This is a genomic window from Pseudomonas sp. USHLN015 (assembly GCF_037153275.1).
GTDB classification, from domain to species: domain Bacteria; phylum Pseudomonadota; class Gammaproteobacteria; order Pseudomonadales; family Pseudomonadaceae; genus Metapseudomonas; species Metapseudomonas tohonis.
The window spans coordinates 224,177-247,971 of record NZ_JBBCKP010000006.1 but is presented as its reverse complement, the minus strand read 5'-3'; the positions used below and the strand labels follow the sequence as shown (position 1 = coordinate 247,971).

Here is a 23,795-nt window from a genome sequence, read left to right as displayed (position 1 = left end):
GAGTCTCTCCACTTGTACGTCAACTTTCTGGGTCGCCGCCGGACGTTCCAGCCCGGTGTGCGACCCGCCATTCCCTCCCCAGGGTGTGGCGTTCAAATCCTTGCGCCGCCGCGTCTGCCGCGCGGTCGGTTGATTCCCCAAGGCGCTCCCCGGAAGGGGAGGGCGCTGCATCAGCTACCGCTGCCGCCCTCCTTCTTCGGGTGGAAGACCTGGGTGATGTCGCCGCCCAGGCGGAAGGTCTTGTAGGGGCCCATGGAGTCCTTCCACTGCACGGTGTCGGGCTTGCAGCCGTAGAGGGCGCACCAGGGCTCGAGCCAGGCGAACTTGGCGTGTTTCCCCAGTTCGTCCATGTCCTGGTCCTCGCCGGTCCTGTCGTCGAAGGGCTCCTGGTCGTCGACGCCGGCGATGACCTTCTCGCCGAGGCGGCGCAGGGCACCGTTGTTCTCCTCGCGCAGGTCCACGCCGTTGGCCTGGGCGAACGCGGCGATCATCGCCAGCGGCGGCAGGCTGTAGTTGTGGTAGGCGAGGGCGCGTTGCCGGCGCTTGAGCTCGTTGGGCAGGAAGCCGTCCTGGTCGACCTGGCTGGCGGCGACGCGGAACTGGTCCACCGACCAGTCGAACAGGTCGCGGCGGTTGGTGGCGACGGCGGTGGCCATCACCGACCAGGCGGCCCAGTAGGAGTGGTTGTTGATCTTCTTCAGCGGCAGGCCGCTCCAGTCGTGCACCGTCTGGTCGGCCAGGCGCGAGAACCAGGATTCGATGACCTGGGTCTGGCTCTTGTAGGCGTCCAGCGGGTGGCTGTCGGAGAACTTCAGCCGCAGGTAGGCGGAGGACAGGCTGCCCAGCGCCCATTTGCGGATCGACTTGCCGGTGTGGTTGTACTCGGTGCTGAGCAGGGCGTTGGCCTGGGCCCAGCTGGTCATCCACTGCAGGGCGCATTCGAGCTGCGGACGCTGCCCTTCGCGCATGTAGACCATGACCATCTTGTTGACGCCGCGCTCCATCTCGGTGATGTCGGCGGTCTTCTCGCGGAAGGCCTTCTCGGCTTCCGGGTTGAGGGTCGCGCGGGCCTTGTCCGAGCCTTCGTACTTGCTGCGGAAGTCGAGCTTGGCCGTGTACGGCTGCGGCGGCGCCTTGCAGGCCTCGGGCTTCTTGTCGTCGATATCCACCGGTGCGTAGTAGCCGCGTGGCGGCACCAGGTCGGCGGCACTCGCCTGGCCGACGAGCAGGCAGCCGCCGAGCAGGCAGGGTGCGAGCAGGCTGAGTGGATGCTTCATGGGGGCCTCCTTCCTCACTCGGCCTTGGCCGTGAGGGTGTCGCCGCCGTTGCCGGGTCGCTTGCACAGGGTCACGTCGACGCTGAGGTTCTCCGGCATCTCTTCGGGGCTGTGGATTTCCAGGGCGAGGACGTTCAGGTCCCGCCAATCGGGGTCGTCGCGCAGTTCGAAGACATAGCGACCACCGGTGTCGACGCGGTCGCTCTGCTCGATCTTGAAGTTCTCGCGGCGGCCGTTGAGGTACCAGATGGTGGCCTTGGACTCGTGCACGGACGGGTCGCTGAAGGTCAGGTCGACCTGGTAGTCGCCACTACGGATGTCTTTCACCGGCGCGTTCTGGCCGTTGACGAAGACTTCGTTGGCGCCGGGCTTCATCTTCACCTTGTTGTGCATCACCGCCTTCCGGCCTTCGCAGCCGTTGTCAACCAGCGGCACGGCCTGGCGGTAGAAGCTCTTCTGCGCCATGTCGTAGTGGGTGGCGAATTCCCAGACGATGATCTTCGGCGGGTTCTCGTGGAATTCCTTGCTGCTCATGTACTGCAGCAGGGCGCTGTCGAAGCCGCCGCCGCTGACCGCCATGTTGAGCACCTCGGCGCCGCTGTGCTGCTGCAGGAAGCCGCCGAAGTTGTACGCCGGGCCGCTGTTACTGGTGCCCACCAGGACGATCTGCGGGTTCGACTCGTCGCCGAACAGGCTGTCGCCGCCGGCCTCGCCCGAGGCTTCGGTCTCGTAGCGGTCGACGTACTGGGTGGCGTAGGTGGTGCCGCACAGCTGGCCGGCGGTCTTGTGCAGGGTGCCGGCCTTGGGCAGCAGGCCGACGACCTTGCTGGAGAACTCCTTCTTGGGGATGTCGGCGAAGCCGGGCATCTCCTTCAGCGTCTCGGCCACCAGCTTGGCGGTGCGGTCGGCGCCGGCGGGGGTCCAGTGGTGGTCGGCCTTGAAGTAGTAGTCGGTGTCCACGCCCTTCTCGTCGAACAGCGGCGAGAGGTCGGTGACCCAGATGCCGGTCTTGCGGAAGTCTTCCACCGTCTTGAGGTAGTTCTTCTTCGCCAGCTCGAAGTCGAAGCGGGCCTTTTCTTCATCGGTCAGCTTCTCGCGGTTGATCAGCCCGCGGGTGGGTTGGTAGACCACCATCAGCTCGATGCCCTTGGCCTTGAGCGCGTCACGCAGGCGCTTGAACTCGCTGTAGCCGTAGGGGGTGGTGCCGAAGTCGGTGCGCAGGTCGTTGCGCGAGCGGAACAACCAGTCGTCCTTGGCCTGCACCAGGGCGGTGAAGAAGCTCAGGTACTTGGTGTTGTAGGTGTTCGGGTTCTGCGCCGTGGCGCACAGCGGACCGGTGCGCTGCACGCTGTACTGCGGTTCGGCCGCCTGGGCGGTGTGGGCGCCGGCCAGCAGGGCGGCGGCCAGGGCGGAGGGGGCGAACCAACGGGTGCTGTTCTTGTGCATGATCTGTTGCCTCAATCCTGGAGTTCGGCCTGGCTTTCGACGGGGTCGATGAGCACCGCTTTCTTGCGACGCACCATGAGGTCGAGGATTTCTTCCTGTTTCTCGCCCAGCACGCCGGCGAAGCTGATGCCGGTGGACTTGCTCGGGGCGAGCATCTCCACGCGGTAGAGCTCCACGGAGAGCGGCGAGTCGATGGACAGCGGGCTGGAGCCGTTACCGGCGAGCTTGCCGCCGACCACGATCATCGAGACCTTGGTGTCGAAGGGGTCGAGCTCGATGTCGCGGTCGGTATCGGACAGGTCCTTGATGTGCCCGTACACGCCGGTCAGCCCGTTGGCGATGGCGAGGTTCTCGTACAGGCGGATGTTCACGCTGTTGCGCAGGCGGATGCCGTGGCGCTGGTTGTTGACGATCTTGTTGCCCCACAACAGGTTGTTGGAGCTCTCGTACAGGGTGATGCCGTCGGCATGGTTCTGGTAGACCTCGTTGTAGGCCACCAGGTTGTTGACCGAGTTACGGTCGATGACGATGCCCGAGAGTTTGTTGTCGTAGGTCTTGTTGTTGATGATCCAGCTGTCGTCCACCTCGCGGGAGATGATGATTCCGTGCTTCTTCTTGGTCCCGAACACGGTGTTCTCGGCGATGATCAGGCCGTGGGAACGGTCGTGCGGGTCGATGCCGTAGACGATGTTGTCGCGGTAGGTGTTGCCCTTGATCACCACATCGCGGGCCTCGTAGCAGTAGAAGCCGTACCAGTGGTCGACGAACTCCGAATCCACCAGCCAGCCGGTGGGTTCCGGGCGCTTGAGGCGCGCGTGCATGCCGGGGGTGTACTGGGTGATGGAGACGCCGTAGGACTTGGAGTTGTTGTAGCCGAGGCTGGTGACGGTGCTGCCGACGATGTACAGCTCGCTGCCGCCCCAGGAGACCAGGAAGGGGCGGAATTCGTCGGGCGTGCGGAAGGTCGCCGGCGTCTTGTCCTGCTCGCGCCAGGCGGTCAGCCGGGTGCCGGTGATGAACAGCTTGCCGTCGTTGACCAGGAAGGCGCCGCGCTCCTGGGAGAGGCGGAAGTCCTTGGTGTCCTTGCCGATCTCGAGGTTCGCGTCCTGGGCCACCACCACGGGCAGGCGGGCGATGTACACGCCCGGCTCGGTCTCGCTGAACTGGCTGTCGGGCAGGGCCCTGGCGATGTCGGCGGGGGTGACGTGGCCGCCCTCGATGAAGATCGCCTGGGGCATGCCGCGCTGGCGGGTGACCCATTCGCGCATGCGCTCGTTGCCGCCGATGAAGTCCTTCAGGGCGTCCTGTTGCAGCATGCGCCGCACCACGACCTTGCCCTGTTTCGAGCGGTCGATCTTCGCTTCCACCGCCTGGGCGGTATAGCCGGAGAGGTCGGGCAGCGTGGGCGCGTCCAGGTGCAGCTGGTCCACCGGCGCGCTGGTGACGGTGTAGTTCTTGGTTTCCTTGAGCTCCTTGGCCGGTTCGGCGGCCTGGGCCCAGGGCGCTGCGATGAGCAGCGCGCCAAGTACCACTCCGCTGAGCGGCAGTGGGGTTCCGATGGGGTTTCTCATGGCTGTTCTCCCTTCGCGCATGGCGGCCTCAGAAGCGCCAGATGAAGTCGACGAAGGCGCGATGCATCAGCGAGTCGGTGCCGCTGCCATAGGCATCGCCCGGCTTGAACACGCCACCACGGAAACGCACCAGCGCGGAGGCGTCGTCCATGTGCTCGGCCATCGAGGCCGGCAGCAGGCCCTGCTTGAAGTACTTGGTGACGACGAAGTCGAGCTCCTGGCCGACGTCCTTCTCGCCGTCCTCCAGGGGGGCGATGATCCCGGCCTGGCCGACGTCCTGGTTGTCGTCGACACGCCAGAAGCGGTGGTAGACGACACTGGCGTCGTAGTCTTCGCGCAGCTGCCAGGAGGCGAAGGCGGTGCCCACCTGGAGGTTGCTCAGCTCGCCGCGGAAGGCTTCGCCGAAGCGGTGCATGCGCGAGTTGGTGCCGGTGAAGTTGGAGCGGTTGCTCTCCATGCCGGTCTGGCGGAACTGCTCGGAGCTGTCGTCGTCGCCACCGCCGCTGCCACGGGCGTAGGCACCGCCGACCTTCCACTGGTCGTTGATGTTCCAGCGCAGGCCGAGATCCAGCGCCCAGGCGTCGACGTCGACGTTGCGCGAGCCGTTGGCGAGTCGGTCGTTGCCGACCACGGTCTGGTTCAGTTCGTCGATGTCGCCGGTGAGCCAGGTGGCCTGGGCCCAGTAGTTGAGGGTCTCGGGCGAGCGGCGGTCGAAGAAGCCGTTGTCGGCATTGATGCCGAGCCAGGTGAGGTCGCCGGTGTAGCGCTTGTCCAGCGGGTCCACCACTTCGCCGTTGTCGGGCAGGCTGCCGTTGTCACGGCTGTGGTGGAGCTTGAGGCCGACCCAGTGGTTGGGCATCCACTGGGTGGCGACGTCGCCGAAGAAGTGCTGGCGGTCCTTGTCCTCGGGGGCCAGTTCGTCGATGTCGGTGCGGTACTCGCTGAAGCGCTCGGCGACGCCGACGTTGGCGGTCAGCAGGGTGGTGTCGAAGGTCCAGCGCAGGGCCTCGATGTTGGTGTCCCACCAGGTGCCTTCTTCGCTGCGCACGCGCTGGCGGCCGAAGCGCAGGTGCTCGCCCGGGTAGGCGGTGAGGCCGGCGTAGTCGACCCAGAATTCGCGCAGGGCGAGGTAGCTCTTGTCGGGTTCGCGGCCGTCGCTGTTCTGGCTGGATTCGCTGTCGATGTCGCTGGATTCGATAGTGTCGGTCTCGACGATGTCGGTCGCGGTCACCGCCTGGCCCATGGCGAAGGCGCTCCACTCGCCGCGCTGGCCGTAGACCCAGGGACGCAGGTCGAGACCGATGCCGTTGACGTCGCCGCCCTTCTGGGTGCCGAGGTCGCGGTCGTCTTCGGACTGCGCGGTGATCTTGATGTCGAGGCCGAAGTTCTTGTCACTCATCTGCACGGCGAAGGCGCTGCTCGCGGTGATCAGCGTGACGCCCAGGCCCAGGCTGGCGTTCGTCCAGAGATTGAATTTCATAGCGGTTCCTTCAAGGGGTCTGCATGGCTTGCATCTGGGCGGCGTCCTGCAGGGCCGCGCCTCGGAGCTGACGCTCCTCGCGCAGCAGCTGCTCGGCCCGGGCGCGTTCCGCAGGCTGCAGTTGTTGTTCCACCGCCTGGGCCAGTTCGGTGGCCTGGGGTGTGTTCTTGGGCAGCGCGAGCTGGCTGAAGACGTAGGCGTTGACCAGGTTGGGCTGGATGCCCTTGCCCTGGGCGAACATCTGGCCGAGGGCGAAGTCGGCGTTGATCTGGCCGCTGCGCGCGGCGCTCAGCAGGTAGTCCAGCGCCTTGTCCGGGTAGATGTCGCCGAGGTAGCCGCGGACGTAGATCTGCCCCAGCAGGTAGTTGGCGGCCGGCTCGGTGGGCGCGGCCTTCATCAGGTGTTCCTCGGCCTTGCGCGGGTCCTGCGGCAGCAGCTTGCCTTCGTAGTAGAGGCGGCCCAGCAGCAGCTCGGCGCGCGGCAGTGCGGCTTCGCGGCCGTGGTCGAGGTACTCCATCATCTTGTCGATGTCGCCCAGGCCCGGGTACTCGTAGAGCAGCTTGGCGAGGCTGACCCAGGCGGCGGGGTAGGCCGGGGCGATCTCTTCGAGCATTTCCTGGGCCTTGCCTTCGTCGGGCTTGCCGCCGAGCTCGGCGTCGGCCAGCACCTGGGCCACCGAGTCCACGCGCTGGGCGGGAATGACGCCTGCGTGGTAGCCGTTCATCAGCTGGGCGACCAGGGCCTTCTGTTCCTCGGCCTTGCCCTGCTTCTGGTACACGGTGGCGAGCTCGACGTAGCAGACGTCGGCCTGGCCCAGGGTGCGCTTGCAGATGTCCTCGATCTCGCCCAGGTGCTGGTCGTAGGTGCCCTGGCTCCGATAGAAGAGGATCTGCGCCAGCTCGGCTTCGGGCTGGCCGTCGGCGCGCCACTGGGCGATGCGCTGCTGCACGTTCACGCCCGGGAAGTCCTGCGGGAAGGTCAGGTAGAGCATCACCAGGGGCAGCAGGCTGCTCGGCTCGCCGGCCTTGAAGGCTTCATCCAGCAGCTTGGCCGCTTCCTGGCGCTCGGCCGGGGTGGCGTCGGGCTTGCGCGCCAGCAGCTTGCCGAGGCGGGCCTTGGCGCGCGGGGACTCGTCCATGGCCTGGCGGTAGATCTGCTCGGCCTGGCGCATCTGCTCCGGGTCACCGCTGTTGACCTGCAGGTCGGCGAGGCCGACCTGGGCACTGACGTAGCCCAGGTCCGCCAGCTGGCGGTAGTTGCGCTCGGCGGTGGCGGTGTCGCCACGCTTGAGCGCTTCGTTGGCCAGGCGTTGGTCGGGCAGGCCGGCACAGCCGGCCAGCGCGACCGCGGCGCCGAGCATCAGGTAACGGGATGGGAATGTCGCCACTGCGGGTCCCTCCTCAGAAACCGGCCGCCAGGGCGCGGTCGATCATCCAGTCGAAGGACGGGCCACGATCGATGCTGACTTCCACCGGCTGGCCGGCGAGCTTGCTGTCCAGGGTCTGGTCGGGCTGGATCACCACGCGGATGTCGGAGGACAGGCCGCTGTCGATCAGGCTGCTGCTGATGATCTTGCCGTGGCGCGGGCTGTCTTCGCCGGCCACCTGGAAGGTGACGCTGGCGCCGGGCTTGGCCTGGGCGAAGTTGCGGTAGGGGAAGCGGGCGCTGACGGTGGCTTCGAAGTCCTGGGGCACCAGTTCGAAGATGACGTCGCCCTTGCCGGCGAACTGGCCGTCGGCGACCAGCTGGCGCGCCACCTTGCAGTTGCAGGGGCTGGTCAGGGTGCCTTTCATCTGCTTGCCGAACAGTTCCTCGACGTTGGCCGGGGTGAGCTGGTCGTCGGTCAGGTGGCCCTTGAGCATCTCCAGCATGGTGGCGGAGAAGGAGGCGATGGGGGCGCCCTTGTCCACGGTGGTGCCTTCGCCGCCGATCAGGCTCTGCACGGTGCCTTCGCGGGGCATGGTGACCTGCATGCTGGGCACGGCGACCATGCCGGACTCGGCGTGGGTCACGAAGTACAGGCCGTACAGGGACTTGAAGATGAAGCCGAAGGCGGCCAGGCCGACGAGGAACAGGCCGGCGCTGAAGGTCACCGCCTTGAGGCGGCCGAACACGCCCATGCCGCCACCGTTGCCACCGTTCTTGCGCGGCTTGGTGAAGTTCTCGCGCTGCAGGGTGTTGAGCATGTCGCCGGCGCTGATCACCTCACCGGACAGGTGGGCGCTGATCAGGTAGCGCAGGGTGGCGATGTCGCGCGGCTTGAGGCTGTGGAACTGGCAGCCGGCGCGGCCGCTGTCCAGGTCCACGGTGCGCACCTGGAATTCGACGTCCAGGCCCAGGGTCAGGCTGTCCAGCTGGAACAGCATGCGGCCCTGGTGGTAGTCGCCGACCTGAGCGCGGTGCTTGGGCCCGGTCTGGAAGGAGAAGCCACCGGCGGAGAGGTCGAGCAGGCGGTGCTCGACCCGTTCGTTGTTGGCCAGGTAGCGGATCTTGGCCGGTATCTTGACCCGGGCGTGCTGGCGCTGGGCTTCGGATTCGTGCACCACATTGACGTTGACGGCTGTATTCATGGCTTGGATTTCCTATTCAAGTTCTGTCACACGAACGCCATCAGCGTGGCGACGAATACGCTGGTTGCGGTGAAGGTCATGGCGCGTGAGGACCAGGTGTTGAACCAGCGCGTGAAGCTGGCGAGATCACGGTTGAGCTTGGTGTTCTGGCGCGTCCAGGACTGCTGGTCCAGGCGGAAGAAGACGTAGATCTTCACCAGGGCGCCGACGATCTGGTTGTAATAGAGGATCAGCGGGTAGGCCGGCCCTATGTGGTGCCCTGAAACGCTCAGCAGCAGGGTGAGGATGAAGCGGGTGAGACCGATCCACAGCAGGTACACGAGCAGGTAGGCGATGCTGTACTTGATGCTGGCGATGATGGCGACGGCCAGGCCCAGCAGGCAGGTCCACATCGATACGCGCTGGTCGCTGAGCACCAGGGTGGTAAACCAGCCCAGGCGGCTCGGCCCCAGGCGCAGGGCCCGGGAGTTCTGCCGCAGGTTGTTGCCGTACCAGCGGAACATCAGCTTGCGGCTGGCCTTGATGAAGCTCTTCTCCGGCGGGTGCTCGACGGTGTTGATCGCCGCGTCCGGCACGTAGAAGGTGTCGTAGCCCAGGCGCATCAGGCTGTACCAGCTGGACTTGTCGTCACCGGTGAGGAACTGGAAGCGGCCGAGGCGCCAGTGGTCCAGGTGGTCGCTTTCCACGTCGGCGATGAAGTCCGGGTCGGTCACGACCTTGGCGCGGAACACCGACATGCGCCCGGTCATGGTCAGCACCCGCTTGGAGAGCGCCATGGAGCACATGTTGATGTGGCGCTGGGCGAAGCGCAGCTTGTGCCACTCGGACATGATGTAGCTGCCACGCACCTCGCAGAACTCGTTGGTGGTGAGGCCGCCGACATTGGGGAAGAGCTTGAACCAGGGCACGGTCTTCTTCACCACGCCTTCGGCGAGCACGGTGTCGCCGTCGACCACGGCGACCACGGCGTTCTCGTCCGGCAGGCGCCGGGAGATGGCACGGAAGCCATAGGCCAGGCCATCGCGCTTGCCGGTGCCGGGGATGCGCACGAAGTCGAGGGTGACGTGCTGGGGCGGGTTCATCTTCGCCCACAGGCCCTTGACCAGGAGTTCATCGGACAGCTCGACGATCGAGCACACCACGGTGGTGGGGTAGCCGCAGTCGATCGCTTCCTGGATCACCGAGCGGTAGACCATGGCGGTGGTCAGCGCGTCGATGCGAAAGCTCGTCACCAGCAGGAACACGTGGGACGGGTCCGCCGCTTCGCCCAGCTTGCGGACCTTGCGCCGGTAGTGCGGGTAGACCACATAGAGGAACAGCATGCCGCGGATGAAATGCAGGCCGCCCATGGAGTAGCGCCAGATGCCGACCAGGCCGATCAGCAGCAGGAAATGCTTGGAGTCGGGGTCGAAGACCGACTTGGGCAGGGCCAGTGCGAGCAGCCCCAGGCCCGTCAGGTAGAAAAGCCAACCCGCCGCCTCGTTGAGGCTTAGCTTGAGCTTGTCCATACGTTTATCCATTCCGTCGTTGGCGCCGGACAAACCCCGGGCGTGGGCGCGGCTTCTTGTTGTTCGCCGACCCGAGGTTCATCACTTGCGTTGCGCTTAGAAGCTGGTGTCCGGGATTACCAGCAGATGCCTTCGGCCTGTGCGTTGGTCGCCTTGGGCATGAAGCCCACCAGGTCGATCACGCGCTTGCCTTCGGGCGCCCGTTGCGCCAGCGGAGCGAAGAGCTCGTCACGGTTGCCGAGGACGATGACGTCGGCATCGCCGACCACGCCGTCGAAATCGCTATCGAGCAGGGAGGACACATGGGGAATCTTCGATTCGATGTAGTCCTTGTTGGCGCCGTGCACGCGTGCGTACTCGACGTTGCGGTCGTAGATGCGCAGGTCGAAGCCCTTGCCGATGAGCATCTCGGCCAGTTCGACCAGGGGGCTCTCGCGCAGGTCGTCGGTGCCGGCCTTGAAGGACAGGCCGAGCAGGGCGACCTTGCGCTTGTCCTGGGCGGCGATGATGTCGAAGGCCTTCTGCACCTGGTAGGCGTTGCTGCGCATCAGCGAGCCGATCAGCGGGGCCTCGACGTCCAGGGAGCTGGCGCGGTAGTTCAGGGCGCGCACGTCCTTGGGCAGGCAGGAGCCGCCGAAGGCGAAGCCGGGGCGCATGTAGTACTTGGAGAGGTTGAGCTTGTGGTCCTGGCAGATCACGTCCATCACTTCGCGGCCGTCGACACCCACCGCCTTGGCGATGTTGCCGATCTCGTTGGCGAAGGTGACCTTGGCGGCGTGCCAGACGTTGCAGGTGTACTTGATCATCTCGGCGACCTGGACTTCCTTGCGGATGATCGGTGCGTCGAGTTCGCGGTACAGGGTTTCCAGCAGGTCGCCGGAGGCCTTGTCCAGTTCGCCGATGACGGTCATGGGCGGGAAGTCGTAGTCCTTGATCGCGGTGCTTTCGCGCAGGAACTCGGGGTTCACCGCGACGCCGAAGTCTTCACCGGCCTTCTTGCCGGAGCAGTCCTCGATGATCGGGATGACCACGTTCATCACGGTGCCCGGCAGCACGGTGCTGCGGACGACGACGGTGTGGCGCTCGGACTTGTCGCGCAGGGCGAAACCGATCTCGCGGCAGACGCCTTCGATGTAGTCCAGTTCCAGGTCGCCGTTCTTCTTGCTCGGGGTGCCGACGCAGATGAAGGAGACTTCGGTGTCGCGGACCGCGGCGGCGACATCGGTGGTGCCGCGCAGGCGGCCGGTCTTGCGGCCTTGCTGCAGGAGCTCTTCGAGCCCGGGTTCGACGATGGGGGACTTCCCGTTGTTGATCAGGTCGATCTTGGTGGTGGAGACGTCTACACCGACAACTTCATGACCACGAGCCGACAGGCAACCGGCACATACTGCACCGACATAGCCCAAACCAAAGATGCTGATACGCATCGCATTCACCTCATCCATTTAGCACGCTGTTAATTGGTGGCATAATCGCCACTTCCGTTTTGCAGCCGTTACATTCAATTCGTAACTTTCAGCTGCGTGCAGGCATGACAAACACCTGGCACCGAAACTGCGGGTACCTGAAGCGGAGCCTGTGAATTCGCTGGCTCCAAGGTTTCCTGGACTGATTACCTTACTGGCTCTTGTCCCTGGTTCTTGTCAGTCGATCCTGTGTCCAACTTCTCCTCTTAGTTCGCCTGTTTCGTTTCTGGCGCACAACTTCCCCCTCGGAGCATTCCGATACATGGGGGCAGTTTGGAATCACGCTGAAATATTGCGTGAAGAATTAAGCGTCGGGGTTATGAGTGTTCGGGTTTTCGGATAGTTCCTACCGTTCGTCATCAATTTGATTTGTTGCAATTCATCGACTACGGGCATTTGTAATTGCACCTTGATGGCAAACTTCGGGTGTTTCAACGCGCCGAAAAAGTTCCCTGTATTTAATGGGTGCAAGTGCAGCGGTAGTTCCCTATCGCCCGTGCTAGAGCCTGCGCGCTGTTTACACAACGGCGCGGAAGTTCCCTGGCCCGTTGTGAGGCAGGCGGTACGTTAGTTCCAGCGGCGATCAAAGGTGATGGCACCGGGCCGGCGCGCAGAAGTGGCGGGAGGAGGAAACTTCGCCGATTGGACGACTCGCAGCGGAGCCGCCCAACCAATGGCAGGTTGTGGTGGTAAACGAGGCGGGGAAATCAGTCCTGCGGGGTGTCGCGGAGGAATACCAGCTTGTCCGGCGAGGAGGCTTCGGCGCTGTATCGATAGCCCTGGTAGTCGAAGTCCTTCAGGCCTTGCGGGTCGGTCAGGCGTTCCTTGATCACGTAGCGGGCCATGAGGCCGCGGGCCTTCTTGGCGTAGAAGCTGATGATCTTGTACTGGCCGTTCTTCAGGTCCTTGAATTCGGTGTCGATGATGCGGGCATCGAGGGCCTTGCGCTTCACCGAGCTGAAGTATTCGTTGGAGGCGAGGTTGAGCAGGATGTCGTCGCCCTGTTCGGCCAGTGCCTGGTTGAGCCAGGTGCTGATGCGATCGCCCCAGAAGGCGTAGAGGTCCTTGCCCCGGGCGTTGGCCAGCTTGGTGCCCATCTCCAGGCGGTAGGGCTGCATCAGGTCCAGTGGGCGCAGCAGGCCGTAGAGGCCGGAGAGCATGCGCAGGTGGCGCTGGGCGAAATCGAAGTCCGCCTCGGCGAAGCTCTCGGCGTCGAGCCCGGTATAGACGTCGCCCTTGAAGGCCAGCAGCGCCTGCTTGGCGTTCTCGGGGGTGAACGCCGGGTGCCAGCTGCCATAGCGCGCGGCGTTGAGGCCGGCGAGCTTGTCGGAAAGATGCATGAGCTCGGCGATGTCGCTCGGGGCCAGGGCGCGCAGTTGCTGGATCAGCTCCTGGGCGTGGTCCAGGTGCTGGGGCAGGGTGTGGCGCGGGGTCACCGGCGGGGTTTCGTAGTCCAGGGTCTTGGCGGGGGAAATCACCAGTAGCATCGAATCGTCTCCTACGGGAATGCGGCGATTCTAGGGATTTGCAGCGGTGGGCTCCACCTATGGGGACGATTGACGCTGTCGGTGCGTCCCGCAGGGGGCGGTGTCTCGCTGCGCGCAGGCTTTCTGTAGGGGGCCGCGGCATAGACAGGCGGCTCTGCCGCAGGGGGGCTTCAAGCCCTCCGCTGTCCGAGCCATTTCCCTCGCCCGGTTGCCACGCATCACATCCGGCGCCCGGGGCGTTGCGCTATAGTGCGGCGCCCGGCATGTGCGCCGGTCCCCTCTCATCCACTTTGACAAGGAGGTCGCAGTGAAGACCCTCTCGAGAATCGCCCTATCCCTGCTGCTGGGTTCCGGTGCCGTCCTGGCCCAGGCCGAGCAGTTGCCCATCGAAGTGCTCAGCGCCGTGGTCAAGGACCAGAAGATCGAAGGCGCCGAGGTGCTGGTGCAGAAGAACGGCGCGCAGACCGCTAGCGGCAAGACAAACGCCCAGGGCCAGGTGACGCTGGACAGCGCCTTCGCCGACGACGCCGACAGCCTGCTGATCATCAAGAAGCCCGGTTATTCCAACCTCGTCGCCAAGTGCCCGTGCAAGGGCATGACCTATGCGGTGAGCCCGGTGATGCAGGACCTGGACGGCATGCGCATCGTGCTGAGCTGGGGCGAGACCCCGGCGGACCTCGATTCGCACATCGCCTTCCCCGGCAACCACATCTATTTCGACGCCAAGGAGGGCACCGACGCCGACCTGGACGTGGACGACACCGACAGCTTCGGCCCGGAAACCATCACCCTGCACAAGAAGCGCTTTGGCGAGAGCTATGTGTACGCGGTGCATGACTTCACCAACATCAACAACCCGTCGTCCAAGGCGCTGTCGGCCAGCCAGGCCAAGGTCTTCGTCTATGTCGGCCAGTCCCTGGTGCGCACCTACTACGTGCCGAAGGACCAGCGCGGCAACCTGTGGAAGGTGTTCCGCCTGTCCGGAAACGGCGACTTCCAGGACATCAACACCCTCGAAGGCAGCAAGGCCGAGGACGCCAACTACGTGCTCGGCGACATCGAGCCGCTGCTGGGCAATGGCCAGGACGTGGCCGCCCAGGCCGTGACCCAGGCCGCCCAGGGCGACGCGAAGGCGCTGAACAAGCAGGGCGAAGCCGCCTACCACGACGGCAAGCTGGACCAGGCCATCGACCTCTATCGCCAGGCCATCGAGCTCAATGCCAACTTCGGCCAGGCCTATAGCAACCTGGGCCTGGCCTACCAGAAGGCCGGCCGCACCGCCGAGGCCATCTGGGCCAACCGCAAGGCCATCGCCCTGGCCAGCGGTGCCAGCGCGGCCACCGTGCGTGCCAGCTCCTACTACAACATCGCGCGCATCTATGAAGAGGCCGAGCAGTTCGACGACGCCCTGCGCCATTACCACCTGGCCAAGGAGCAGAAGGCCAACCCGGTGTACGACAAGGCGATCCAGCGGGTCCAGGATCGCCACTGATCTTCCCCGACACCAGCGCGCCCTCCGGGGCGCGTTTTTCATTGGAGTGCAGGTTCATGTTCAGAGTCATTTCCCTGGGGCTCGTCCTGGCCCTTGGCGCAGGCGTGGCGCAGGCCGCCGGCCCTCGGGCGGTCGCCACCCTCGACCGCAGCACCTGGCCCGCCGCGCTGGACAGCCCGGCGGCCTTCGACGATGCCTCGCGGGCGGAGATCCTGGTGTTCGCCCAGGCCCTGCTGCAGAGCGAGACGCTGGATGCCGGCGCCTGGCAGCGGCGCCTGGACCTGAAGGCGGTCAACCTCGACGGGATCGATACGGTGCGCAGGCATTTCTGGGCGCGCCTTGTGGATAACTATCGGCTGGCCAGCCAGGGCTGCTCGGCGGCCAGCCCCTTCTGCCCGCCGGCGAGCGACGAGGCTGCGCTGCGCGAGCAGGCGAAGCACTTCGATGTGGCGCCGGATTCGCCTTTCTTCGCCTGGGCCGAGGCCAGTCGCCGCTTCCACCAGGTCTACCTCGACGAGGAGATGCGCCTGGCCGCGCTGTTCCCCCGGATCAGCAGCGAGATCGGCCTGTTCTCCGCGCAGGAGCGCAACGGCGAGGAGCTGGCGGACCGGCACTTCCTGCTGACCTTCGACGATGGCCCGGCGCCGGTGGGCGGCCACAGCGACCGCATCACCACCTGGCTGCGGGAGAACGGCGTCAACGGCACCTTCTTCGTCCTCGGCCAGAGCCTGCAGGCGCGCCTGCAGAAGACCTCGCCCGAGGCGCTGAACGCGCTCTATGCCGGCCAGTGCGTAGCCTCCCACGGTTGGGAGCACAAGTCCCACGCCAGCTGGGATCAGTGGCAGGACTCGGTGACACGCGTGCAGGCGCTGCTGGGCAAGGCGCTGCCGGACAAGGCCGTTCCACTGTTCCGCCCGCCCTATGGCCAGCGCCAGGCCGACAGCGGCGCCTTCTTCGCCGGGCAGGGGCTGCGCGTGGCGCTGTGGAACATCGATTCCCAGGACTGGAACGCCCGCATCAGCGGCGACGTGGCCGGCCAGCGCGTGCTCAGCCTGATGCTGCTGTGGCGGCGTGGCGTCATCCTCTTCCACGACATCCACGCCAAGGCGCAGACGGCGGTGCCCTGGCTGCACGCGCAAACCGGCGCGGCGGGGCTGACCTGGGAAGATTGTCGGGCGTATCGGTAGGGAAGGGTGACCGGGGCGGTCGGAACGCGGGAAGAGCGGTGACAGGACTTTCGACTTTAGCGACGGCCAGGGATGGCGCCAAGGGTTTTTCGTCGCCTGGAAAAAAAAGCGGCCGGCGGTGAAAAAGTACTTTTTTCTGTCATCCGTATTGGGTTATTAACGAATCAGACCGCCGAATCCTGAAGACAGGTGGCGGCCCCAGGCCCTCACCTCTGCTTCTCGGGCTCCCTTGGCGACCGGCATGACCCGGCCAGATGGGGACGGTGGTCCTTCCTCGGCGGAGAGCCGTCATGGCATTCCGTCGCCCGGACCGACAAGAAGGTGACCGAGTATGGATGATCACGGACGCGCCCGCCCCACCGCTCCAACCCTCTACGCCCTCGATACCAACGTTCTGATCCACGATCCCAACGCCCTCCTGAACTTCGAAGAACACCACGTGGCCATCCCCATGACCGTGCTGGAGGAACTCGACAAGCTGAAGACGGGCAAGCAAGGCGTAGCCGCCGAATGCCGCCAGGCCATCCGGCTGATCGACAAGATCCTGGGCGGAGCGACGCCCGAGCAGGTGGAGCACGGCGTACCTATCCAGCGGGAAAAGAGCGGCCCCTGCGGCTTCCTCTCGATACTCATGAGCAAGAGCGCAGCCCCCATCACCTGGCTGCCCGAAGACCTGAACGACAACAAGATCATCAACCAACTGGTGGAATTGAAGACACGCCGCCCGGGCATGGCCGTGGTGCTGGTGACCAAGGACATCAACATGCGCCTGAAGGCGCGTGCCTGTGGCATCGATTCGGAGGATTACCACACCGACCAACTGGTCGATGATGTCTCACTGCTCTCCCGTGGCTACCACACCATGCCGGGCTCCTTCTGGGACCGCGTGAGCAAGGTGGAGACCCGCCAGGACCACGGCCGCACCTGGCATCGCGTGCAACTCACCGACAACCTGCCGGCGGTCCACGTCAACGAGTTCATCGTCGACGAGCAGGGTTTCGTCGGCTGGATCAAGGGCATCAAGGCCGATGAGCTGCTGATCCTCGACCTGCACCAGGAACCCTTGCTGCACCAGGAAGCCTGGGGCCTGCGCCCGCGTGACATCTACCAGGCCCTGGCGCTGTTCGCCTTGCTCGACCCGGACATCCACCTGGTCAACCTCTCGGGCGCGGCGGGTTCCGGCAAGACCATCCTGGCGCTGGCGGCGGCCATCGAGCAGACCATGGTCAGCAAGCGCTACCGGCGCATCATCGCCACCCGCAGCGTGCAGGGGCTGGACCAGGAGATCGGCTTCCTGCCCGGCACCGAGGCCGAGAAGATGGAGCCCTGGCTGGGCGCCATCACCGACAACCTCGAAGCCCTGCACATGGACGACGAGAGCACCCACGGCAGCGTCGACTACATCCTCAGCAAGGTGCCGCTGCAGTTCAAATCCCTCAACTACATACGCGGGCGCAGCTTCCAGCAGAGCCTGATCCTGATCGACGAGTGCCAGAACCTCACGCCGCACCAGATGAAGACCATCATCACCCGTGCCGGCACCGGCTCGAAGGTGATCTGCCTGGGCAACCTGGCGCAGATCGACACCCCCTACCTGTCCGCACCCAGCTCCGGCCTGACCTACCTCACCGAGCGCTTCAAGGACTTCCCCCATGGCGTGCACATCACCCTGCAGGGCGTGCCCCGCTCGGTGCTGGCGGAATACGCCGAAACCCACATGTGACGAACGGCCGCCGGGCGGAGCGATCCGCCCGGCGAAAGGCCTTCGATAATCCTGGGATTTGTATACAATCCGCTTCCTGCGGGCCCTTTCGTGGTGCCCGCCAGAGGAGCCAAGCCGTGTTGACCCATCTCGATTCCCAAGGCCGCGCCAGCATGGTCGACGTCACCGAAAAAGCGGTGACCGCCCGTGAGGCGACGGCCGAAGCGCGGGTGCGCATGCGCCCCGAAACCCTCGCCATGATCCAGTCCGGCGGCCACCCCAAGGGCGACGTGTTCGCCGTGGCGCGCATCGCCGGCATCCAGGCGGCGAAGAAGACCTCGGACCTGATCCCCCTGTGCCACCCGCTGATGCTCACCAGCGTCAAGGTCGAACTCAGCGCCGAGGGCGACGACGCGGTGCGCATCGTCGCCCGCTGCAAGCTGGCCGGGCAGACCGGGGTGGAAATGGAAGCGCTGACCGCCGCCAGCGTCGCCGCCCTGACCCTCTACGACATGTGCAAGGCGGTGGATCGCGGCATGACCATCGAAAGCGTCCGCCTGCTGGAAAAGCTCGGCGGCAAGAGCGGCCATTACCAGGCCGGGGAGTGAAGATGATTCGCGTGCAGTATTTCGCCCGTTACCGTGAAGCGCTCGGCCTCGATGGCGAGCAGCTCGCCTGGGACCCGGCGTTCGCGAAGCTGGATGACCTGCGCCGCCGCCTGCTGGGCCGTGGCGGCGTGTGGGAGGTGCTCGACGAGCAGAACCTGATGTGCGCCCGCAACCAGGAGCTGTGCAGCCTCGACGAGGCGCTGGCCGATGGCGACGAGGTCGCCTTCTTCCCCACCGTGACCGGGGGCTGAGCATGGGCATTCGCGTACAGGTCGCGGCCTTCGACCCCGGCACCGAGCTGAACGCCCTGCATGCGGCCAACGTCGGCGTCGGCGCGGTGGTCGGCTTCGTCGGCTATGTGCGCGACTTCAACGAGGGCCAGGATGTTTCCGGGATGTTCCTCGAACACTACCCGGGCATGACCGAGAAGGCCCTGGAGAAGATCGCCACGGAGGCGCGGCAGCGCTGGCCGCTGCTCAAGGTCGACATCCTCCACCGCATCGGACGCCTGGAACCGGGCGAGCCGATCGTCTTCGTCGGCACCGCCAGCGCCCACCGCCAGGCGGCGTTCGACGCCTGCAACTTCATCATGGACTACCTCAAGACCCGCGCCCCCTTCTGGAAGAAGGAAGACACCGCCGAAGGCCCGCGCTGGGTCGAAGGGCGCTGCAGCGACCAGGCGGCGGCGAGGCGCTGGGAAGGCTGAGTTACATCAGCCCTGGCTCCAGGGATTGATCAACGGCACGCCGGTGCCTTCGAAGTCCGCAAGGTTGCGCGTCACCACTGTCAGTCCATGGACCAGGGCGGTGGCGGCGATCAGCGCATCCCGCTCGCTTTTCCGGTCCGGCACATGCAGGCGCGCACAGGCCAGCGCGACGGTGGCGTCCACTGCGAGTACCCGGCCGGCGAAACCGGGCAGCACCTGCTGGTTCAGCCAGGTACGCAGCAGCGCACCCTGGGTGGCATCCTTGCGCTCGATGCCCAGCACACCGGTTTCCAGTTCCATCAGGCTGATGGCCGAAAGGTAGAGCGTCTTGGCGTTCACCGAACCGGACCAGGTGATCACGCCGGGATCGGCACGGCCCTGGCGGGCCTTGCGCAGCTCGGAGACGACATTGGTATCGAGCAGGAACATCAGTCGAGGTCCGCCGGCTTGTGATTGATCTGGGCGCGGGGCGGGTCGAACTCCACCTCGGCGTCGGCGGGCATGGCCAGCAACTCGACGATGCTCGCCTGATGACCGGCGAGGGCCTGGTAGTCCTCGATGCTCATCAGTACGTGGGAGGGCCTGCCGCGATCCGTTATGAATACCGGGCCGGACAGGGCTGCCTTCTTGGCGCCGCTGGTGTCTTGGTTGAACTCGCGGCTGGAGAGGGTGGTAGGCATGGGAATCGTCCTCCGAAGAAATGTAGATATGTTACTACATGCTTTCGTTGGTCGTAGCCCGAGGGCTCAGCCCAGCTCGATGTACATCTTCAACAGGATGGGCGCGAACATCGAGGCCGTGCCCAGGCCTGTCAACCAGACCCCCCATTCCCTCTCGCGGTTGCTGAAGCCGATGCCGAGCATGAGGAAGCCCGCGACGAGCAGGCCGATCATGATGTGCACGTTGTCCATGCCGTTCTCCATTGCGTCCGGGGCCTGATTCCAGACTAGTTGCCGCTGCGCTCCCGCGTGCTGACGCGGGTCATTTGCGTTGGATCGGCGCGGCCTTCTGGGCGTGGAAATGAGCTGGACGGCGATTGACGATTTGTACGGATAAGTCCAGAGTGGACAAATAAGTACAAAACAGGGCTGCGCCATGCACGCTACCTTTCTCGATCGCGGTCCACTCGGCGGCTGGAGTCCTTCCGGCTGCGCTTCTCTGCCCTCCATCAACGCCCACACGAACCGGCCCACCGTCCTGGCGGGCCCAGCTATGCATCGCGGGAGTCGCACCATGAAGAAAATCGTACTGCTCGGCGGTATCGCCTTGAGCCTCGTGGCATCCAGCCTGTTCGCCGCCGACAAGCCCCTGCGCCTGGGGATCGAGGCCGCCTATCCGCCGTTCGCCTACAAGACCCCGGCAGGGCAGATCGAGGGGTTCGACTACGACATCGGCAATGCGCTGTGCGAGGAGATGAAGGTCAAGTGCCAGTGGATCGAACAGGAGTTCGATGGCCTGATCCCCTCGCTGAAGGTGAAGAAGGTGGATGCCATCCTGTCGTCCATGACCATCACCGACGAGCGTCGCAAGTCGGTGGATTTCACCCACAAGTACTATTACAGCCCCGCGCGCCTGGCGATGAAGAAGGGCAGTGCAGTGAGCGATGACTTCGCCCAGCTGGTGGGCAAGACCGTCGGCACCCAGCGTTCCACCACCACCGACCGTTTCGCCACCGAGGTGCTCGAGCCCAAGGGCGTGAAGGTGGTGCGCTACAGCACCCAGAACGAGATCTACCTGGACCTGCTCTCCGGGCGCCTGGATGCCGTGCTGGCCGACGCCTTCCCGCTCAACGAGGGCTTCCTCAAGACGGATAACGGCAAGGACTACGAGTTCGTCGGCCCGGTGCTGAAGGACCCGCACTACTTCGGCGAGGGCGCCGGCATCGCCGTGCGCAAGGGCGATACCGAGCTGCGCGACAAGCTGGATGCGGCCATCACCGCCCTGCGCGCCAATGGCACCTACCAGAAGATCCAGGCCAAGTACTTCGACTTCGACATCTACGGGGATTGAGGTGGAGCGGGGCGGTGCGATGTGCCGCCCGGGTTTCCGGCGTGAGGAGCGCCCGTAGGTTGGCGCCGAGCGCAGCGAGGCCCAACGTTTGCCGGTGAGCCCGATCGCGAATGAATTCGCTCCCACAGGGTGTGGGCCGTAGGTCGGGTGCAACCCGGCAGTTTCGAGATCGCCTGGAGTGGGCGGTGCGCGGCACCGCTGGGCGAATGAATTCGCCCCCCCTACATCTCGTTTTCGGGTTCTTCCTTCAGTTCGCGCAGGTGCTTGTAGACGGTGGCGCGGCCCATGTTGAGGACGTTGGCGACGTAGTTGGCCGCGCTCTTGCCCTTGAAGGCGCCCTCGGCGTGCAGGGCCAGGACCAGCTCGCGCTTGTGCTCGCGGCTGAGCAGGTTGAGGCCGAGCTGGCGCTGGCGCATCCAGTTGTGCAGGAAGGTGTTGATGCGTTCCTGCCAGTCGTCGCGGAACAGCGCGTCGGGCTGGGGGATCAGCTTGCCCGGGGCGAGGAACAGGTCCAGGGCCGCCTTGGCGCTCTCGAACAGCGAGATGTTGAGGTTGATGCACAGCACTGCCAGCGGCTTGCCCCTGGCGTCCTGCAGCACGGTGCTGACGGAGCGGATCTTCTGCCCGTCCCAGTTGAGCTTCTCGTAGGGGCCGATGTTCCGCTCCTCGCCGCCATCCTCGAGCATGTCTTCCAGGGCTGCGTCGTCGCCGATGCTGCGCTTGGAGATGTTGTTGGCGATGTAGGCGACCTTCTGCGTGCGCAGGTCATGCACCACCACCTCGGCGTGGGGGAAGAACAGGGTGGCGATGCCGTCGGCTATGGCCCGGAAGTTGTCGAATGCCGGATCGGGACGAGGCGTCATGGAAGGCTCCGCAAAGGCTTGGCCGCGCCCCCTTGGCGCGGCCGGGCGAGTGTGGCGCAAAGCGCGCCAGGCGTCACCTGAGGCGGGCCGGGGAGAGCATCGCCGCACTCAGGCCGAAGCGGCCCAGGTGTTCCGGCAGCGGCTGGCGCAGGATCAGGCTGGCACTGGCCTCGCCCATGGCGGCCGAGGTCTGGATGCCGTAGCCGCCCTGGCCTGCGACCCAGAAGAAGCCCGGCGCCTGGTCGTCGTAGCCGGCCACCAGGTCGCCGTCGGCGAAGAACGAGCGCAGCCCGGCCCAGGTCCGGGCGGGGCGGCGGATGCTCATGTGGGTGTGCTCCTCGATCTGGTAGATGCCCAGGGCGATGTCCAGCTCCTCGGGCTGCACGTCGTGGGCGTCCACCGGGTCGGCGTTGGCCGGCGAGCCCAGCAGCATGCCGGCGTCGGGCTTGAAGTAGAAGGATTCGTCCAGGCTCACCAGCGCCGGCCAGGCATGGCTGTCGAGGCCTTCCGGCGCGGCGAAGATGAAGGCTGCGCGGCGTTTCGGTTGCAGGCCCAGCGGGCGCACGCCGGCGAGGGTGGCGAGGCCGTCGCACCAGGCCCCGGCGGCGTTGACCAGCACGGGCGCGGTGAACTCGCCCTGGCTGGTGGTGACGCGCCACAGGTCCGCCTCGCGGCTGATGGCCCGCACTTCATGGCCGGTGTGCACGCTGCCGCAGTTGCGGCGGATGCCACGCAGGTAACCCTGGTGCAGGGCGTCGGTGTCGATGTCGGCGGCGCTGGGGTCGAGCATGGCGCCGAAGACCTTTTCCCGGCGCAGCACGGGCACCAGGGCGCAGGCCTGGTCGGCGTCCAGCAGTTGCACCTCGGGAACGCTTTCGCGGGCGCTGTCGAACTGGCGGCGCAATTCATCCGGGTCGTCGCTGAAGTCCACCACCATCTCGCCCCGGGGCGTGAGGATGGGGTGCTCGCTGAAGCCTTGCGGCGGGTTGTCGAAGAAGGCCCGGCTGGCGCCGGTCAGGGCGCGCACCTGGGGCGTACCGTAGGCGACGGTGTAGAGCGCGGCGGAGCGGCCGGTGGAGTGGTAGCCGGGGTGCTCCTCGCGCTCCAGCACGGCGACCTTGCCCTGGCGGGACAGCCAGTAGCCGGTGGAGGCGCCGGCGATGCCCGCACCGATGATGATGAAGTCCACCTGGTTCATGCCGATTCCTCGCACTTGAGGTGATAGAGCGCGTTGGCCAGGGCGACGTCTTCGAGGCCGAGGCCGATGGAGCGGAAGAATACCGGACGCCTGTAGTCGGGGCGCGGTGCGCGGTCGGCGAGCAGTTCGGGCAGGTCGCCGCGCAGTGCGTCGAGGTTCCAGCCGTGCTGTTCGGCAGCGATGCGCATCTCGCCGGCGCTGCCGGGCGTGGTGGCGCGGTAGTCGCAATAGACGTCCATTTCCGCCAGGGCCTGGGGCGGCACTTCATGGGCGCGCGGGGCGTTGGTGCTGATGGAGGTGACCAGCGTGGCGCGGCCGAGCTGGCGTGGGTCCAGCACCGGGGCGGCGGACGAGGTGCACAGCAGGATCACCTCGGCGTCGGCCAGCGCGGCGTCCTGGGTGGCGCAGACTTCCACGCGCGGGTCGAGGGCACGCAGGCCTTCGGCACGCTCGCTGTCGGGCTGGAGGCGTGGTGAGTACACGCGCACCTGCTGCCAGGGGCGCAGGGCCAGGCAATGACGGATATGCGCGCGGGCCACGGCGCCGCTGCCGATCACCGCCAGCTGCGTGACGCCGGCCGGGGCCAGGGCATCGACCGCCACGGCGGTGGTGGCGGCGGTGCGTTCGGTGGTCAGGGCGGCGGCGTCGCAGAGCATCAGCGGCTGGCCGCTGGCCATGGACATCAGCAGGGTCCAGGCGGTGACCATGGCGCCATCCGGGCGCGGCAGGTAGGGCGAGGTCTTGACCCCGTAGACCTGCTCGCGGGCCAGCACGCCGAGGTAGTTGATGAAGTCGCCGCCACCGGGGAATTCCACCAGTTGCTGCGCCGGTTGCACCGCGTCACCGGCGGCGAGGTCGAGGAACATGCGGCGCAGGGCGTCCTGCACGTCGATACGTTGCAGCAGGCGTTCGGCTTCGGCAGAAGGGACGACCAGGGGAAGGACGCTGGACATGGTGGGGCTCCGATATAAACAATTTGTCCATATTGGAATTTATTGTCTTGATCGGCAAGGGGCGGGCGACAGGGCGCAAGGAAATGGCGCCTGGGTGAAGTTCTTTCTGCGAGGGGGAAGGTTGTCTTGGGGGAAAGGAGAGGCGGTGGGCTGAAGCGGAGCGCCGCCCGGCCCACCCTGCGCCCACCCTACGCCCCGCTCGGCCTGTGCCTGCTGATGTGTGGGGTGGAAATGAAAAAGGCGAAGCCTGGGGGCTTCGCCTTTTCTGTGCG

At 65.8% G+C, this 23,795-nt stretch carries 22 protein-coding genes; 7 read left to right on the top strand and 15 right to left on the bottom strand.

Annotation, left to right across the window (positions count from 1 at the left end):
- Positions 1 to 170: 170 nt before the first annotated feature.
- The 9 genes from WFQ67_RS14260 to yaaA all read right to left on the bottom strand — a co-directional run bounded on the left by WFQ67_RS14260 (position 171) and on the right by yaaA (position 12,804).
- On the bottom strand, positions 171 to 1,277 hold the full coding sequence (locus WFQ67_RS14260) for a mannuronate-specific alginate lyase (RefSeq protein WP_173172768.1): 1,107 nt from the start codon (positions 1,275 to 1,277) through the stop codon (positions 171 to 173).
- Positions 1,278 to 1,291: 14 nt separating this feature from the next.
- Entirely contained in the window at positions 1,292 to 2,722 is a 1,431-nt protein-coding gene (locus WFQ67_RS14255) for an alginate O-acetyltransferase (protein ID WP_236206961.1), read from the bottom strand.
- Between the two features lie 11 nt (positions 2,723 to 2,733).
- Entirely contained in the window at positions 2,734 to 4,293 is a 1,560-nt protein-coding gene (gene algG, locus WFQ67_RS14250; RefSeq protein ID WP_285960848.1) for a mannuronan 5-epimerase AlgG, read from the bottom strand.
- A gap of 28 nt (positions 4,294 to 4,321) precedes the next feature.
- Positions 4,322 to 5,773: an alginate export family protein gene (locus tag WFQ67_RS14245; protein WP_337057255.1), complete on the bottom strand. Its 1,452-nt coding sequence runs from the start codon at positions 5,771 to 5,773 to the stop codon at positions 4,322 to 4,324.
- A gap of 10 nt (positions 5,774 to 5,783) precedes the next feature.
- A complete protein-coding gene (algK, locus tag WFQ67_RS14240; protein WP_337057364.1) occupies positions 5,784 to 7,133 on the bottom strand; it encodes an alginate biosynthesis TPR repeat lipoprotein AlgK in 1,350 nt (449 codons plus the stop codon).
- Between the two features lie 40 nt (positions 7,134 to 7,173).
- Entirely contained in the window at positions 7,174 to 8,343 is a 1,170-nt protein-coding gene (locus WFQ67_RS14235; protein WP_337057253.1) for an alginate biosynthesis protein Alg44, read from the bottom strand.
- Between the two features lie 26 nt (positions 8,344 to 8,369).
- Entirely contained in the window at positions 8,370 to 9,851 is a 1,482-nt protein-coding gene (alg8, locus tag WFQ67_RS14230) for a mannuronan synthase (protein ID WP_213626166.1), read from the bottom strand.
- A gap of 116 nt (positions 9,852 to 9,967) precedes the next feature.
- The gene (algD, locus tag WFQ67_RS14225) at positions 9,968 to 11,278 is read right to left on the bottom strand and encodes a GDP-mannose 6-dehydrogenase (protein ID WP_213626165.1); all 1,311 of its coding nucleotides are present in this window, start codon (positions 11,276 to 11,278) and stop codon (positions 9,968 to 9,970) included.
- A gap of 746 nt (positions 11,279 to 12,024) precedes the next feature.
- Complete coding sequence (gene yaaA / locus WFQ67_RS14220; RefSeq protein ID WP_337057252.1) at positions 12,025 to 12,804, bottom strand: peroxide stress protein YaaA; 780 nt, start codon at positions 12,802 to 12,804, stop codon at positions 12,025 to 12,027.
- A 325-nt stretch (positions 12,805 to 13,129) separates the two neighbouring features.
- On the opposite strand from yaaA, the gene WFQ67_RS14215 reads away from it, so the two are divergent.
- The 6 genes from WFQ67_RS14215 (at position 13,130) to moaE (ending at position 18,499) form a co-directional block, all read left to right on the top strand.
- The gene (locus WFQ67_RS14215; RefSeq protein WP_337057363.1) at positions 13,130 to 14,296 is read left to right on the top strand and encodes a tetratricopeptide repeat protein; all 1,167 of its coding nucleotides are present in this window, start codon (positions 13,130 to 13,132) and stop codon (positions 14,294 to 14,296) included.
- Between the two features lie 56 nt (positions 14,297 to 14,352).
- A complete protein-coding gene (locus WFQ67_RS14210; RefSeq protein ID WP_213626163.1) occupies positions 14,353 to 15,483 on the top strand; it encodes a polysaccharide deacetylase family protein in 1,131 nt (376 codons plus the stop codon).
- A gap of 331 nt (positions 15,484 to 15,814) precedes the next feature.
- Positions 15,815 to 17,206 (top strand): PhoH family protein, encoded by a 1,392-nt coding sequence (locus tag WFQ67_RS14205; RefSeq protein WP_213626162.1) that lies wholly within the window; start codon positions 15,815 to 15,817, stop codon positions 17,204 to 17,206.
- A 116-nt stretch (positions 17,207 to 17,322) separates the two neighbouring features.
- Positions 17,323 to 17,793 (top strand): cyclic pyranopterin monophosphate synthase MoaC, encoded by a 471-nt coding sequence (moaC, locus tag WFQ67_RS14200; protein WP_173172785.1) that lies wholly within the window; start codon positions 17,323 to 17,325, stop codon positions 17,791 to 17,793.
- 2 nt (positions 17,794 to 17,795) lie between these two features.
- Entirely contained in the window at positions 17,796 to 18,044 is a 249-nt protein-coding gene (locus tag WFQ67_RS14195) for a MoaD/ThiS family protein (RefSeq protein ID WP_213626160.1), read from the top strand.
- Between the two features lie 2 nt (positions 18,045 to 18,046).
- Positions 18,047 to 18,499 (top strand): molybdopterin synthase catalytic subunit MoaE, encoded by a 453-nt coding sequence (gene moaE / locus WFQ67_RS14190; protein ID WP_337057249.1) that lies wholly within the window; start codon positions 18,047 to 18,049, stop codon positions 18,497 to 18,499.
- A 6-nt stretch (positions 18,500 to 18,505) separates the two neighbouring features.
- On the opposite strand, the gene WFQ67_RS14185 is transcribed toward moaE, so the two are convergent.
- The 3 genes from WFQ67_RS14185 to WFQ67_RS14175 form a co-directional block, all read right to left on the bottom strand.
- Positions 18,506 to 18,928 (bottom strand): type II toxin-antitoxin system VapC family toxin, encoded by a 423-nt coding sequence (locus WFQ67_RS14185; protein WP_337057246.1) that lies wholly within the window; start codon positions 18,926 to 18,928, stop codon positions 18,506 to 18,508.
- Positions 18,928 to 19,179 (bottom strand): type II toxin-antitoxin system Phd/YefM family antitoxin, encoded by a 252-nt coding sequence (locus WFQ67_RS14180; RefSeq protein WP_213626158.1) that lies wholly within the window; start codon positions 19,177 to 19,179, stop codon positions 18,928 to 18,930. Before WFQ67_RS14180 ends, WFQ67_RS14185 begins: the two co-directional genes overlap by 1 nt.
- A gap of 66 nt (positions 19,180 to 19,245) precedes the next feature.
- Entirely contained in the window at positions 19,246 to 19,410 is a 165-nt protein-coding gene (locus tag WFQ67_RS14175; protein WP_173172795.1) for a hypothetical protein, read from the bottom strand.
- 322 nt (positions 19,411 to 19,732) lie between these two features.
- Between WFQ67_RS14175 and WFQ67_RS14170 the strand changes: the two genes are divergently transcribed.
- On the top strand, positions 19,733 to 20,509 hold the full coding sequence (locus WFQ67_RS14170) for an ABC transporter substrate-binding protein (RefSeq protein WP_337057243.1): 777 nt from the start codon (positions 19,733 to 19,735) through the stop codon (positions 20,507 to 20,509).
- Positions 20,510 to 20,730: 221 nt separating this feature from the next.
- On the opposite strand, the gene WFQ67_RS14165 is transcribed toward WFQ67_RS14170, so the two are convergent.
- The 3 genes from WFQ67_RS14165 to WFQ67_RS14155 form a co-directional block, all read right to left on the bottom strand.
- Entirely contained in the window at positions 20,731 to 21,372 is a 642-nt protein-coding gene (locus WFQ67_RS14165) for a helix-turn-helix transcriptional regulator (protein ID WP_213626156.1), read from the bottom strand.
- A 73-nt stretch (positions 21,373 to 21,445) separates the two neighbouring features.
- Positions 21,446 to 22,570 (bottom strand): NAD(P)/FAD-dependent oxidoreductase, encoded by a 1,125-nt coding sequence (locus tag WFQ67_RS14160; RefSeq protein ID WP_337057242.1) that lies wholly within the window; start codon positions 22,568 to 22,570, stop codon positions 21,446 to 21,448.
- A complete protein-coding gene (locus WFQ67_RS14155) occupies positions 22,567 to 23,523 on the bottom strand; it encodes an ornithine cyclodeaminase family protein (RefSeq protein WP_337057241.1) in 957 nt (318 codons plus the stop codon). The genes WFQ67_RS14160 and WFQ67_RS14155 overlap by 4 nt, the downstream gene beginning before the upstream one ends.
- Between the last annotated feature and the right edge of the window lie 272 nt (positions 23,524 to 23,795).